This is a genomic window from Streptomyces sp. NPDC014894, from assembly GCF_043080985.1.
Taxonomy (GTDB): domain Bacteria; phylum Actinomycetota; class Actinomycetes; order Streptomycetales; family Streptomycetaceae; genus Streptomyces.
The window spans coordinates 44,541-58,096 of the sequence record NZ_JBIBWD010000019.1; the positions used below are offsets into that span (position 1 = coordinate 44,541).

At 76.1% G+C, this 13,556-nt stretch carries 9 protein-coding genes; 4 read left to right on the forward strand and 5 right to left on the reverse strand.

What is annotated here, in order from left to right:
• Nucleotides 1-55: 55 nt before the first annotated feature.
• Genes ACF089_RS32065 through ACF089_RS32080 form a run of 4 tightly spaced genes read right to left on the reverse strand, consistent with a single transcriptional unit; the run spans nucleotide 56 to nucleotide 7,348 of the window.
• The gene (locus tag ACF089_RS32065; protein WP_392034409.1) at nucleotides 56-724 is read right to left on the reverse strand and encodes an FHA domain-containing protein; all 669 of its coding nucleotides are present in this window, start codon (nucleotides 722-724) and stop codon (nucleotides 56-58) included.
• On the reverse strand, nucleotides 721-2,898 hold the full coding sequence (locus ACF089_RS32070) for an AAA family ATPase (protein ID WP_392034412.1): 2,178 nt from the start codon (nucleotides 2,896-2,898) through the stop codon (nucleotides 721-723). The genes ACF089_RS32065 and ACF089_RS32070 overlap by 4 nt, the downstream gene beginning before the upstream one ends.
• A complete protein-coding gene (locus ACF089_RS32075) occupies nucleotides 2,895-4,655 on the reverse strand; it encodes a hypothetical protein (RefSeq protein ID WP_392034415.1) in 1,761 nt (586 codons plus the stop codon). Before ACF089_RS32075 ends, ACF089_RS32070 begins: the two co-directional genes overlap by 4 nt.
• The gene (locus tag ACF089_RS32080) at nucleotides 4,652-7,348 is read right to left on the reverse strand and encodes a protein kinase (protein WP_392034417.1); all 2,697 of its coding nucleotides are present in this window, start codon (nucleotides 7,346-7,348) and stop codon (nucleotides 4,652-4,654) included. Before ACF089_RS32080 ends, ACF089_RS32075 begins: the two co-directional genes overlap by 4 nt.
• An 853-nt stretch (nucleotides 7,349-8,201) precedes the next feature.
• Between ACF089_RS32080 and ACF089_RS32085 the strand changes: the two genes are divergently transcribed.
• Nucleotides 8,202-9,332, forward strand: coding sequence for an Appr-1-p processing protein (locus ACF089_RS32085; RefSeq protein ID WP_392034420.1), 1,131 nt, complete (start codon nucleotides 8,202-8,204; stop codon nucleotides 9,330-9,332).
• A gap of 40 nt (nucleotides 9,333-9,372) precedes the next feature.
• Here the strand turns inward: ACF089_RS32085 and ACF089_RS32090 are convergent, their stop codons facing one another.
• Nucleotides 9,373-10,026 (reverse strand): 4Fe-4S cluster-binding domain-containing protein, encoded by a 654-nt coding sequence (locus ACF089_RS32090; protein ID WP_392034423.1) that lies wholly within the window; start codon nucleotides 10,024-10,026, stop codon nucleotides 9,373-9,375.
• A gap of 584 nt (nucleotides 10,027-10,610) precedes the next feature.
• On the opposite strand from ACF089_RS32090, the gene ACF089_RS32095 reads away from it, so the two are divergent.
• Genes ACF089_RS32095 through ACF089_RS32105 form a run of 3 tightly spaced genes read left to right on the forward strand, consistent with a single transcriptional unit; the run spans nucleotide 10,611 to nucleotide 13,511 of the window.
• Nucleotides 10,611-11,273 carry a hypothetical protein gene (locus ACF089_RS32095; protein WP_392034425.1) on the forward strand — a complete coding sequence of 221 codons (663 nt, stop codon included), beginning with the start codon at nucleotides 10,611-10,613 and terminating at the stop codon, nucleotides 11,271-11,273.
• Nucleotides 11,270-12,028, forward strand: coding sequence for a hypothetical protein (locus tag ACF089_RS32100; RefSeq protein ID WP_392034427.1), 759 nt, complete (start codon nucleotides 11,270-11,272; stop codon nucleotides 12,026-12,028). Before ACF089_RS32095 ends, ACF089_RS32100 begins: the two co-directional genes overlap by 4 nt.
• Nucleotides 12,006-13,511 carry a hypothetical protein gene (locus ACF089_RS32105; RefSeq protein WP_392034430.1) on the forward strand — a complete coding sequence of 502 codons (1,506 nt, stop codon included), beginning with the start codon at nucleotides 12,006-12,008 and terminating at the stop codon, nucleotides 13,509-13,511. Before ACF089_RS32100 ends, ACF089_RS32105 begins: the two co-directional genes overlap by 23 nt.
• The last annotated feature ends 45 nt before the right edge of the window (nucleotides 13,512-13,556 follow it).

Below are 13,556 nucleotides of genomic sequence, written 5' to 3' on the forward strand. Positions count from 1 at the left end.
GAAGCGAGCTGTTCGGGAAAGCGGGCGGTACGCGGGCGGAGCTGTACGGGTCCGTTCAGCGCGGCCCGTACAGCCGTACCGAGAAGGCGACGACCCGCAGACCGAGGCGGAGTTCGTCGCCGTCCCGCAGCGGGGTGCGGACTCCCGGCACGACCTGCGCGCCGTTGACGAAGGTGTGGTTGCGGCTGCCCGGTACGGCCTCCTCGACCCAGGCCCCGCCGTCCGGCTCGACGGTGACCGTGGCGTGCCGGCGGGAGAGCTTCGGCAGACCGCTGAAGGCGGCGGCGGTGCAGGGCGCCCAATCGGGGTCCCGGCCCAGGTTCAGCGGGCGGCCGGGGCCCCGGGCCAGCTCCAGGGCGGGTTCGGCGCAGACCAGGACGACATGGGCGCGCCCGCTGCCGCAGGAGGGGCAGAGCGGCTCCCCGGCGGGCACCGGCTCACGGCAGCTCCAGCAGCTCGCCGCGCCCTCCGCCGGTGCCTCCGCCTCCGGCGCGGGCGCGGGCGGGGGCCCGGCCTCGGGCGGGTCGTTCAGCGGCACCCAGCCGGCCGGCCGCGCCCGCTCCCGGTCCTCCCCGCGGGCCGGCCGCGCCCGCTCCCGGTCCTCCCCGCCGGCCGGCCGCGCCCGCTCCTCCCCGCCGCCGCCGGTCCCGGCCGGCGCTCCGCCGGAGCCGCTGGAGATGGAGCTGTCGCTGTCGTCGGCCTCCCGCCACCACCCCCCGCTCACGGACGGACGCCCTCCGCGCCGGACGCCGACGACAGCCGCAGCTCCAGCGCGGCCGTCCCGTCCTCGTCCAGCCGTACGCCCGTCACCGTCACCGCCGTCCCCTCCAGCGCCCCCCGGTCGAACAGCTCCCGCGCCAGCGGATTGATCAGATGCGTCTCCAGCAGCATCCCGATGCCCCGGCCGCCGTTGTCGGAGTCGGCCGTGCAGTGCGCGGAGAGCGTCCGGTGCGCCTCCTCGGAGAGCCGCAGGAAGACCCCCTGCTCCTCCCTCAGCACCCGCTGGATGTTGCCCACCTGCGAATCGAAGATCTCCGCGGCCACCTCGGCCGAGATGTAGTCGAACACCACCACATTGCCGCCCAGCCGGTTCATCAGCTCCGGCCGGCCGATCTCCTCCACGAAGTGCTGCTTCACATTGGCCAGGATGATCTCCTCCAGCTCGTGGTAGGGCATCCCCGGCACCGCGATCCGGCCGCCGCCGTCGCCGCCCCGCGCGCCGCCGCGGTCCGCCCGGTTCCGCACCCCCAGATTGGAGGTGAAGATCAGCACGCACTCGCTGAAGTACGTGGTGACGCCCTGTCCGTCGGTGAGCCGGCCGTCCTCCAGGACCTGGAGGAACTTGTCCAGCACCCCCTTGTCGGCCTTGTCGATCTCGTCGAACAGCACCACCCGGAACGGGTCGTTGCGCACCGCCGTGGTCAGCTCGCCGCCCGCCTCGTACCCCACGTATCCGGGCGGCGCGCCCACCAGCCGGTCCACCGAGTGGGCCGCCGAGAACTCGCTCATGTCGAAGCGCAGACAGGCGTCCTCGGTGCCGAACAGCACCGTGGCCACGGACTTCGCCAGCTCCGTCTTGCCCGTGCCGGTCGGTCCGGCGAAGAAGAGCACTCCGCGCGGGCGGCTGCCCGGGTGGGAGGCCTGCGCGCCCGAGAGCCCGAGGGCCGCGCGCTTGAGGATGTCGAGCGTCTTGCCGACCGCCTTCTCCTGGCCCTTCACCCGGCCCCGGATGTAGGACTCCCCCTTACGGATCTGGTCGCGCACGTAGGAGCGCTGCCAGGGGTTGTCCTCCACGCCGAGCTGATAGACGCGCACCGCGTCGCGCATGGCGGAGAACGGCAGCCCCCGGTCGAGGGCCATGTGCGTGCTCTCGCGCATGGCGCGCAGCGTCAGCCCGGCGGTGGCCCGGGCGAAGGTGTCGATGTCGTGCTCGGGGTCCGAGGCGGGGGCGGGGGCGGCCGCGGGGGCCGGTTCCGGGGCCCGTTTCGTGAGCCGGTCGGGTCGGGCGGGCGTCTCGGGCCCGTCCGGCGCGTCGGGCCCGGCGGGCTTGTCGAGCCGTACGGTCCCCTCGTCCCGGCGGGACTTCTCGGCGTGCTCCCCGGCGAGCAGCCGCGCCATCCGCCGCCGGCCGCCGAGGTCGGGCAGCGGCAGCCCGATGGTCCGGACCCGTTCGCTCCCGGCCACCAGCCAGGTCGGCAGCTCGCGCTCCCCGTCGGCCAGCCAGATCACCGGGTTGAACAGCTTGCGTCCGCTGCGCGGGTCGGGCAGCGGACGGGCGTCCTCGGCGAGTTTGAGACAGCTGAGGAAGAAGTCCCGCTCCGGCTCGCTGAGCCGGGACACATCGGTGGGGATCCGGGCGGCGTAGTCGATCAGCAGCACCGCGCGGATGGGGTCCTGGCGCTCCGGGCGCTGCCCGGGGCGCGGGCCGGCGAGCGGTCCGGACGGCGGGAAGCCCCCGGCGATCGCGCGCAGGACGCGCTCGGTGTCGGGCAGCGGGCCGGGGCCGCCCGCCGGGCGGGCGGCGGCGCCCGGGTGCCGCGCGGGGCGGCCCCCGCCGCCGTCGCGGCCGTGCAGCAGCTCGCGGACCTCGTCCTTCGCCGGTCCGGTGACCACGGTGAACCCGTCCACGATGTCGTAGCGGACGAGGACCTCGTACCCCTCCTGCCAGAGGGCGTTCCACAGCACCTCGGTGAGGGTGTGGTGGGCGTCGTACGGCCGGTCCGCGCCGCCGTCGTCGGGGGCGGAGTCGTGGCGGACGAGGTGGATGTCGCGGATGTTGCCGTGCAGGACGTACTGGGAGTGGACGCTGAGGGTGCCGGTCAGCTCCTCGGCGAAGGCGGGCAGTCCGCGTTCGCGGCCGGGGGTGACCTCGGGCGCGGGCGGCCGGGTGTCGCTCATCGGCGGGGCTCCTGATCGTGGTGGCGGGCCTTGGGGCCGTCGCCCCGGTCGTGGGCGCGGCGGTCGGCGGGCCCGGCCCGGTCGCGCGGGGCGGGGCGCTCGGGGAGCGGGTCGAAGGCGAAGCGCAGCGGCAGCCCGGCCCGTTCGGTCAGCCGTTCCAGCGTGCGCAGCTGCTCGGGGGCCTCGGCGCAGCGCAGCCAGTCGAGTTCGCGGTCGGCGTCGGTCTCCTCGGCGGCGGGCCGGTCGCGGTGCATGGTGACGACGCGGGCGGCCCCGCCGCCGTCCACCAGCAGGCGCAGCCAGTGCTCCTCGCCCCAGCCGGGCGGGGTCCAGTCGACGACCGCCGGGGGCTCCGCGCCCGGCGTTCCGCGGTCGCTCCGGGCGCCGTCGTCGGAGCCGGCGGTCCCCGCCTCGCGCACGGCCGCGCGGATCACCTCCGTGGTGTAGAGCCGCTGGAACACCTCGGTCCGTTCGCCGACGCGGGCGGAGATCCGCAGGATCTCGGACTCGCCGAGGCTCTCGCCCCGGTGCAGGACCCGTTCCAGGTCCGCGATCTCGGCGGCGGCGTCCGGCAGCGGCACGGCGCCGCCGGCCGGGTCGTGCCGGAGGAACGCGAGCTTCTGGGCGGCCCACTCCTCGTCCGCCCGCCGCCGTTCGGCGGTGCGGGTCAGCCGCTCGGCGAACCGGGTGGCCTCGCGCAGATGCCGCCGGGCGGCGGCCGGCCGGGTCCCGGCGGCGGTCACCGCCGAGGCGGCCATCTCCTCCACCAGCCGGTAGTCCGCCATCGGCAGCTCCCGGGGGAGTCCGGCGAGCAGCTCTCCGCCCAGGCGCAGCGCGTCCTCCTCGGAGAGGGCGGCGGCCGTCGGGCGGACGGGGAGCGGAGCCGTCGCCGTCTCCCCGGCCCCGGTCCGCTCGTACTCCGCGAGCGCCTCCCGCCGCCGGGCGCGCAGCCGGGTGTGCCAGCCGCTGTCGCCGCCGGTGAACTCTGCCCCGCCGGCGGCCTCCATCGCGGCCCGCGCGCAGGCGGCCTCGGCGTGGCGCAGCCGCTGTTCGGTGTCGGCGAGCCGCCGCCACGTCTCCGCCAGGCTCAGCCCGGCGGGGGACAGCGGCGGAGGCAGCTCGGGGCCGGGTCCGGCGGCGGCGCCCGCCCGGCGGATCCGGGCCCGCAGCGCCTCCAGCCGGGCGTTGGTCCGGGCGGCGGCGAAGGCGGCCTCGCGCCAGCAGGCGGCGGACTGGGCGGCGGTGAACCGGGCCTGGCGCAGGGCGGCCTGGGACTCGGCGGCCCGGACGGCGGCGGCGGCGAGCGCCTGCGCGCCCGCCATGGCCGCGCGTCCGGCGAGCAGGGCGCCGCTGAGCGAGCCCAGGCCGATCAGGGCGGGCAGGAGCAGGTCCTGGAGCTGGTCGGCGGCCGCGTCCGCCATCCGCTCCCCGACGCCGGCGACGTCGGGGACCGCGAAGTCCGGGAGGACGTCCGAGGCGGTGAGATCGGGGACGGTGAGGTCCGGCACGGTGAGATCGGGGACGCCGAGGTTCTGGGCCGTGGCGGGGAACGCGTCCGTCGCCGACCCGACGGCGCCCGACTGCTCCGCCGCCCGCGCGAGGGCGTCGGCGACGGCCGTCCCCGAGCCCTCCCGCGCGAGCGCGTCGGCGACGGCCTGGGAGCCGCCCTGGGCGAACAGGTCGGCCATCTCGCCGGTGGGGAAGTCGACCTGTGTCGCGATCGACTCGATGCTGGGCAGGGCCAGTCCCGCGCTCATACGAACTCTCCTCCGTGGTCGGTGCTTCCGTCGCCGGGCCGCTGTCCGGGGGGCGGGCCGCCGCCTCCGGGGTCCCGGCGCTGTCCGGGGACGGGGCCGGGCGGACGGTCCTGCCGTTCTCCGGGGCCGTCGGCCGGGCCGTCCCCCCTGCCCGGCGCGCTTCCCGCCGCGTTTCCCGGGCCGTCCCCCGTACCCGGCGCGTTTCCCGGGCCGTTCCCCGTACCCGGCGCGTTTCCCGGGCCGTCCCCCGTACCCGGTCCGTCTCCTGAGCCGCTCCCCGGGCCGGCGTCTCCGGCGCGGCGGGTGCGCGGGCGGGGTCGCCGACGCGGGCGGGGGCGGGCCGGGCCCGGGTCGCCGCGCGCTCCGCTGCGGAGGTCGACGAGATGCAGATGCCAGCGGTGCAGCCGGCGGACGGTCCACCAGGCGAGTACGGCGACGGTGCCGGCGGGCCAGGCCCACGCCGCGTGGGCCAGGGTGAGGAAGAGCAGCCCGAACGGCAGGAGCAGCAGCACCAGACCGCGGACGGGGAAACGGGCCCCCGGCTGCCGGGCGAAACGGGCGAAGGGCAGCGCGCGGTCGATCACCAGCCCGGCCAGTGAACGGTCGGGGTGGTAGCCGGGGCTGCCGATGCGGTACGCGGTCCACAGTTCGAGGGCGAGTACGGCGGCGGCCCCGGGGACCGCCAGCAGCCACGCGGTGAGCACGGTGGCCTGGTCCGCCCACCCGAGCACATCGCAGACCCCGATGACCAGGATCCAGGGGAGGATCAGCGCGGCCGCCCCGCCGACGGCCCAGCCGAGCGTGGGAGCCATGTCCTGGCGGCGCAGCCAGATCGCGGCGGCGTCCAGGTCCCGCTGCTGGCGCAGCACGGCCCGGTCCGCCTCGATCCGGGCCCGGGCCTCCCACGACTCCCGCTCCGCCAGGAAGGCGAGCCGCTCGGCGAGATGCATCCGTACGAGATCGTCGTGGTCCCGCACCAGCCTGCGGTACCAGGCGACCGGCTGGGGCAGCGCGTCGAGGCGCTCCGCCGCGCGCCGCGCGAGCCGGGCCCGGCTCGCCTCCGGGTCGGCGGCCAGCGCCAGCAGCGCCGCCCGCCGGGCCCCGTCCAGCCGGGCGGCGGCGCGGGCCTCCTCCCGGGACTGCCTCGGCCAGGCGGTCTCCGCGATCAGCTCCTCGGCGGTCTGCTCCCAGCGGGAGAGGGCGGTGATCCACCGCTGGTGCACCGCCTGGAGCCCCTCGCCGCCGGGGCGGTGCTCCAGCAGCGGCAGGATGGTGTGCGCGCCGAGGTCCGCCACCACCGAGCGGGCGAAGTCGTCGCCGCGGCCGGCCTCCCGGAGCAGGTCCCGCAGCCCGGCGCGGTCGAGCGGCACGCCCCGGTAGGAGGCGTCGAGGGTGGGGCCGAGCCAGGAGATCAGCCGGACCAGCGTCGCGGGCCTGACCTCGTTCGCCAACAGCCCGACCAGGGCGTTCAGTTCGGCGGGGTCGCGGCCGGGCGAGCCCTCGAACTGCCGCAGCCAGCGGACGAAGTCCTCCCGGCCGCGCCGCCCGCCCAGCGTGGTGCGGGCCTGCCGCCAGTTCTCGCCGAAGGCCCGGGCCAGCTGTCCCGGCCGGGTGTACTCCTCGCCGAGGAAGGGGTACGGATCGACGCCCGGGCTCCCGGCCGGGTCGGACGCGCCGGGCGCGCTGCCGGCCTCCCAGGGCGCGACCTGCGGCGAGCCGCCCGCCAGCCACTGGGCCACCTCCTCGCTCCCCCAGCGGTGGTCGGGGTCCCGGGTGAGCAGCCCGGTGCAGAGCAGCAGCAGTCTGCGGTCGGTGACCAGCGAGAGGTCCGGGGCGCGGGAGCTGATCTCCTCCCGTACGAAGTCGTTGTCGGTGTACGGGACGGGGTGCCGTCCTCCGGCCATCTCGGCGACGATCATGCCCAGCGACCACCAGTCGCCGGGCGGATGGATCAGCTGATTGCGCAGCGACGCCTGCGGCGACATGTAGAGGGCCGTGCCCGCCCAGCGCTCGGCCCGGGAGTAGCGCTCCTCGGGGGCGTGGGCGGAGACGCCGAAGTCGACCAGGACCAGCTCCGGGTCCGCGGGGTCCAGACTGCCGAGCACGACATTGGCCGGGCTGAGGTCCCGGTGCACGATCCCCAGCTCGTGGAGATTGGTCAGGGCGGCGTGCAGCTGGCGTACGACACTGGCCAGCAGGGCCGGTTCGACGGGTCCGGGGCGGTCCCGCAGGCGGGTCGCGAGGTCGGTCTCGCCGTAGGAGGGGGCCAGGTCGTAGGGGTGGCCGTCGGCCCCGGTGCGGTCGGCCTCGGTGTAGTGGGTGAGATGCGGGCGGCGGCGCTCCAGCAGCGGTCCCCACACCGCGGGTTCGGGGGCGTGCTCGCTGTCGTACCACTTGAGGATGTGCGTGCCGTGCGCGTCCTCCACCCGGAAGACGGCGGCCTGGTGCGGGAGTTCGGGCCGCCGCAGCACCGCGCGCAGCCGGAACCGGTCGCGCAGCGACAGCGGCAGCTGCCCGGTGTCCCCGCGCGGCCGCGCCGGGGCCGCGGGGCGCTCGGCCTCGGCCTCCTCCTCGGTGAGCGGTACGCCCCCGGCGGCCGTCCCGGGCGCGGGCGCCTCGTACTCGGTGGGCGGCGGCGGTTCGTTCTCGTACTCGGTGGGCGGCGCGACGGGCCGGTCCGGTGGAAGGGTCACTTCAGTCACCTCGTGCACGGCGGGGCTGAGTCGGGACAGGGCGGGCGGTCGGCGCGCGCGGGCCGGGCGGCCGGTGGGAGGGGCCGGTGGCACTGGCTTGAACCGGCGGTCGGCGGGGCCCGGCGGCACTGGCTTGAACCGGCGGTCGGCGGGGCCCGGCGGCACTGGCCGGAATCGGTCGTCGGCGGTCGGCGGTGACAGTCGTACGGGATCCCGTGCGCGACGCGGGCCGGGACGGGCGGACGGGTGTCGGCGGGCCGCCGGGCGGGACGGCGGACGGGACGGTGGACGGGACGGCGGTGGCCGCGGTCGCGGGAGAGCCGCGGTGACGCCGGTCGGGACGGGCGGCCGGCGAAAGCGGGCCGGTGAAGCGGGTCGGAGGAGAACGCCGTGGTGAGGGACCCCGGCGCCGGCCGGAACGGAAGATCGGTGAAGTCGGTCGCGGGAGAGGGCCGGCGCCCCGGGCCGTAACGCACGCCGGTACGCCCCGGCACGCGTCGGAACACGCCGGGGCACGGAGGAACAGCCGCCCCGGAGAGACGGCCGACCCCGGCCGGAGGCCATTCCCCGCGCGAGCGGAATGCCGGCCGCCAATACGGCACGACGATTTCCGTGCACCGGGCAACGAAAAGAAACCGCGCGGTCCGGCGAAATCCCCCGGGGCTTCGCGGCGATGGTAGCGAAGCCCCGGCAATGGCGGACGGGATTTCCGCGCATTCCCCGTACCGTCCGCCGGGAGAACGGCTTGCCCGGGAAGGCGCGTTGCGCCGCCCGCCCCCACCGGCCCGGATCGATACGGTCCCGTATCGCGAAACCGTCGACCGGGGAGCGCCCGCTCGCTAGCCTGGTCGCCATGAGTCAGGAGCAGTCGCCTTCCACTCTGCCTGCCTACGACCACCTTCTCGACGAACTCAGAACCCTGCGCCGCCCCGGCCTCGCCGGTCTGCGCGGGGCCGACCATCCGGCGCTGCGCGCGGCCGCCCTCGCCGGGGGCTTCTGCGCGGGCGCGGACGACACCCCCGCGGGCATCGAGGCCCTGCTCAAGGAGGCGGTGCGGCGGCTCGGCGAGAAGGATCTGCTCGGCCGGGCGGCGGCCCACACCTTCGGGCTGCTGCCCGACCGCAGGGGCGACCCGGCCTTCGAGCGCCGCAAGACCGCGGCGGGGGTGTACGGAGTGACCCCGGAGCGGTTCCGCAAGCACCAGGAGCAGCAGGTCATCCAGCAGCTCGCGGAGGCGGTGCTGACCGTGCTGCGGGAGCCCGCGCCCGTCCCGGTGGGCAGCGCCCCCGCCCCGGCCGCCCCCGCCCCGGCCGCCGCCGCGTCGGGCGCCGGGCGCAGGACCGGCGGGCTGGAGCCGCCGCTGCGGGTCGAGCGGGTCCCGGTGGACGCCTCCACCAGCTTCACGCTCCATGTCTCGCCCATAGAGCTGCTGCGCGACATCGACATCCTGGTCTCCTCGGAGAACGTCTATCTGGAGATGTCCAAGACCTTCCGGCCGACGGTCTCCGGCTCGCTCCGGCTGGCGGCGGCCGTCCGCGACCAGGCCGGGGAGATCGTGGACGACGTGCTCGTCCGGGAGCTGGGCGAGTGGCTGCGCGCGCACGGCCGCCCGGGGCTGCCGGTGCGCTCCGGCACGGTGGTGCCCACCTCGCCGGGGGCGCTGGCCGCCCGCGGCGTGCGGCGGATCTACCACGCGGCGGTGGCCACCCCGTACGAGGACACCTACCGGGTCGGCCCGGAGAGCCTCGCCCGCGCGGTGGCCTCCTGCTTCGCGCTCGCCCGGGAGGAGGAGGAACGGGAGGGCCGCGGGCCCTCGTCGCTCTGCTTCCCGCTGCTCGGCGCGGGCCGGGGCGGTCTGACGCCCGTGGTCAGCGCGACCTGGCTGCGCTGGGCGATCCGGGACGAGCTGGCCAGGGACCCGGGCCGGCGGGTGCACATGGTCGTCCGGGACCGGGCGACCGCGCAGGCCGTCGGCGCGCTCTGAGAGCCGGGCCGGCCGGGGCACGAGCGGCCCGGCCGCCTTCTCAGGGCCGCCAGCTCGGGCCCCGCAGCCGCATCCCCGCCCGGGCCAACCGCTTCTCCAGCGCGCCGAGTTCGCCGCGCCGGGGCACCCCGTACAGCCGTACATCGTTCTCCCCCTCGACCATGTGCACCTGGAGGCGGGGGCCGTCGTCGCGCCGGTCCAGATGCGGCGCGTAGCGCGCCCGCCCCAGCTCCGTACGCGGCCGCATCCGCTGGTTCGCCGAGCCGCGCCACACCAGCGCGGTGGGCTCGGCCGCCCGGAAGCGCCCGGTCACCAGGGTGTCGGCGTGCCGGACGGCCGCCGCGCGGGCCGGGTCGCGCTCGATCTCGGCGTCCTCGTACCCCGTGTAGAGGAGCAGATCGGCGGCGTGCCGGGCCGTGCCCTCGCCGGAGGCGAGCGCCTCCGCCCGGATCCAGGCGGCCCCCGTGAGCAGCGCGTCCAGCCCGGCCGGCTGGTCCAGCGGCTCCCCGCCGCTGACGGTGAGCCCGTCGGCGCCGGCGGCCAGGGCGGCGCGCCAGAGGACCAGCAGGGAGGAGACCGTACGGTCCGAGCCGCCCAGCGGGTCCCAGGTGTGCCGGGACATGCAGCCCGCGCAGGCCAGCCCGCAGCCCTGGAGCCAGACGCCGAGCCGGCGGCCCGGCCCGAGGGTCCGCACCGGGAAGTGCGTGCCGCTGATCCTCAGCGAGACCTCGGGACCCTTCGCGGCGCCCCCCGGACCCGCGCCCCCGCGCACCCCCTCCGACCCGTCCGTCCCACCCCTTCCATCCGTCCTGCCCGCCCCATCCGCCGCACCTGTCTCAGGAGGGTCCGATTTCCTTCCGGCCCCCGGGGTTTCCGCCATCCGGCCGTCGTCCTTTCCCCGGCGGCCGTGTGCGTTCAATTCCATGATCAATAAAACTCCGGCCCCCGGAACCATTTCAGTATGGCCCGCTTACGGAGCCCGGCGGGGGCGTTCTCCGGGCGGCTTCCGGGCGACTTCGGGAACAGAACGGAATAGGGGCGTTCCTGGGTACGGAAGGGGGAAACCTCCGCTACGCTCCTGCCAGTTGTCGCCACCGTCCGACAGTGTCTCCGCCCGGAGCCGGGGCGGAACACCAGATCCCTGTCCGAGCCGAACTTCCGTTCGCGGTTCCATGGGGCCGGTATCGCGCGACGGCTTCTTCGGCATGAGTGCGAACGGCGAATACATCTCTGTCCGGCGCGTAATTCACGCTGCGGGAAAACGGGGGAAAGACTTCCATGATCAGAGCCGACAACGTCAACGCGGCGGCCCGCCGGGGCCGACTCGGCCGCACCGCGCGGACCCTGGCCGGGCTGCGCGGCAGGCGCGACGGGAAACGGGGCGTGCCCCGGGTGCCGCTCGCGCTCGCCGAGGTCTCCGCGACCCTGCTGCCCGACACCGATCCGGCGCTGGTCACGCCCTATGTGACCCAGGTGCGCCAGACCGCCCGCCGCACCACGGAGCAGATGCGCGCCGCGCTGATCCGCCGGGAGCGCGAGCTGATCGCCCGGCTGCGCGCCGAGTCGGTGCGGGTCGTCACCCAGTACGACGTCCGCCGGGAGCCGATGCCCGCCGCGCTGGCCCGCTACGGCCACTGGGTGGGCGAGTGGCGCACCAGCACCGACCTCTGCCGCTCCCAGGCCCAGGCCGTGACCGACCGCGCCAATCAGCAACTGGCCTGCTACTGGGACGGTTTGTGCGCCGTCCACCGGCAGCTTTCCCGGCTGGGAGGCCGTCCCTCGGCCGACTGGCTGCCCGGCCGGATGGAGCTGGACGCCAACTGGCGGCCGGAGATCTGGCTGCTGGACGACGACCCGGACGACTCCACCGCGACCTCCCGCGCCCTGCGCATCCTCGACCGACAGAACACCGGCGCCGCCGGGGGAAGGGCCGCCCGATGACCGCTCACCGCCATTCCGCCGGCGTACGCCGGGTACTGCCCGTGGCGCTCGCGCTCGTACTGCCCGTGGCCGGTTCCGCCTCCTGCGGGCTCAACGACGAACCGGACCGGCACAGCCAGACCTGCGGGGTCGTCGTCGACGGCTCCGGCTCGGCGGCGGCCACCAAGGACGGCTTCGACGCCAAGGCCAAACTCAACGCCAAACTGGAGAAGTTCCTCTCCGACAACGGCTGCCGCACCACCTACTTCGCGCCGATCACCCGGGTCTCCCAGGCCTCGAAGTGCCAGGTGGCCGAGGTCGACCTCGACCCCGATCTGCCCGGCACCGCCGACCGGGAGCGGACCAGGACCGCCCTGCGGGGCGCGGCGCTCGTCAGCGCGCAGAAGCTGCTGCGGTGCGCGCAGCGGGAGGAGCCGGGCTCGGACGTGATCGGCGGACTCTCGCGGATCGCGCTCTCCCGGCCCGACGGCGACGACCGCTCCTTCAAGCTGCTGGTGGTCAGCGACTTCCAGCAGAACGATCCGGAGTTCAGGATGGGACGACGGGATCTGGCCACCGAGGACAAGCGCCGGGCCGCCATCGACGATCTGCTGAAGTCCCACGACACCCCCGATCTGTCCGGCGCGGACATCCACCCGGTCGGCTACGGGATGAAGTTCGACACCAAGACCTCGCGCTTCCGGCAGTTCGACGCGTTCTGGACGGAGCTGCTCGAAGGGAGGGTGAAGGCCCGTGTCCACACCACCTACCGTTGACGGGGACGAGCGGCCGCGGCGGCTGCGGCTGCGCGGCCGCGATCCGGACCGGGGCCGCCCGGGACGCTCCGGCGCCCGGCGCTTCCCCGACGGGACGCTGCCGCAGCCGGACCCCGTGGAGCCGGCGGCCGTCCGGGCCGAGGACACCTCCTGGATGCTGGACCGGGCCCGCTCGCTGGGCGCGAAGGCGGCGGCCGGACGGGTCTTCGATCCCTGGGTGCTCAACAGCACCGACCGGATACCGTACTTCGCCGAGCTGGCGAGCCTGCGGGACCGGGTCCGCCGGCAGCTCGCCGCGGAGGACGCGCGGGCCGAGGAGCTGGCCGCCCTGGAGGCGAGCCGGGTGCGGGCCGCGGCCACGGCCGCCGCGGACAGGCTGACCCGGGCCGACGCGCGGCGGACGCGGCTGGAGGACCGCCGGTCGGCGGTGGTCGGACAGCTCGACCGGCTCGCCCGCCGGGCCGACCGGTGGAACGCCTTCCGCGACCGGGTCCAGGGGAAGTTCGAGGCCCGCCGGGTCCGCGCCGGGGCGCCGGACGACTGGGACGACCCCATCGGACCCGACCCGGGCTCCGGCGCCGACCCCGGAGCACGGGAGGGCCGGGACGGCCGGGACCATCCGCGCTGGCACACCCTCCCCGACGGCGACGTCCGTACGGACCCCGGCGCGTCCCTCGCGGACGCCGCCGCGTCCCGGGCGGCCTGGGAGGGCGCGGCCGCCCGCCCGGGGATGTCCGCCCGGGGCCGGATGATCCTGCTGGGCCTGCTGGCCCTGGTCGAACTGCCGGTGTACTACGTCGTCTTCCAGCAGCTCCACGGCACCGGCGATCTGGCGGCCGTGCTCTCCGTCAGCCTCACCCTCGCCGTCTCCACCGTGATGATCCTCGCCCCGCACATCGCGGGCCGGATCCTGCGGCGGCGCTCGGCCACCGGGGCGATCCGGCTGGCCGCCGTGCCCGCGCTGGCGCTCATGGCGGCCTGGGGATACGGCGCGTGGACGCTGGGCGAGCTGCGGGCGAAGCTGGTCTTCCGGGAGGAGCGGCCGCTGATCGTCTCGCCCGATGTGAAGACGGTGCCGGTGGAGAGTCTGGCCGACTCGCTGAATCTCTCCCCCGACAGCGTCTCGCTGATGTTCGTCGCCCTGCTGCTGCTCTCCGGCGGCGTCGCCTTTCTGATCGGGCTCGGGGACGAGCACCCGTATCTGGCGGCGTACCGGAGCAACGCGGAGGAGCTGCGGCGGCTGGAGGCGGAGATCGAGGCCGACGAGGCGGGCGCGGAGCGGGCCAGACAGGCCGAGGCCGTGCTGAACGCCCGGATCGACCACCGCCGGGCCGCCCAGGACGCCCGGCTGCACGCCGTGTCGGATCTGTACGAGGCGGCGGCCCACGCCTATCTCGACGGGGTGGCGGGGAAGTCGGGCGATCCGGCGGTGACGGAGGCGGCGATGCGGCTGTCCCGTCAGTGGCCGCTGCTGCCGGGCTGACCCCGCCGGGAGCACCGACGTCCCCGTCGCCGGGACCGGCTCGGC

Excerpts from the sequence above, each read along its gene's own strand:
- ACF089_RS32085 (WP_392034420.1), top strand. The coding sequence starts at position 8,202 with ATGAGTCAGGAGCAGTCGCCTTCCACTCTGCCTGCCTACGACCACCTT.
- ACF089_RS32075 (WP_392034415.1), bottom strand. The coding sequence starts at position 4,655 with ATGAGCGCGGGACTGGCCCTGCCCAGCATCGAGTCGATCGCGACACAG.
- ACF089_RS32070 (WP_392034412.1), bottom strand. The coding sequence starts at position 2,898 with ATGAGCGACACCCGGCCGCCCGCGCCCGAGGTCACCCCCGGCCGCGAA.
- ACF089_RS32095 (WP_392034425.1), top strand. The coding sequence starts at position 10,611 with ATGATCAGAGCCGACAACGTCAACGCGGCGGCCCGCCGGGGCCGACTC.
- ACF089_RS32100 (WP_392034427.1), top strand. The coding sequence starts at position 11,270 with ATGACCGCTCACCGCCATTCCGCCGGCGTACGCCGGGTACTGCCCGTG.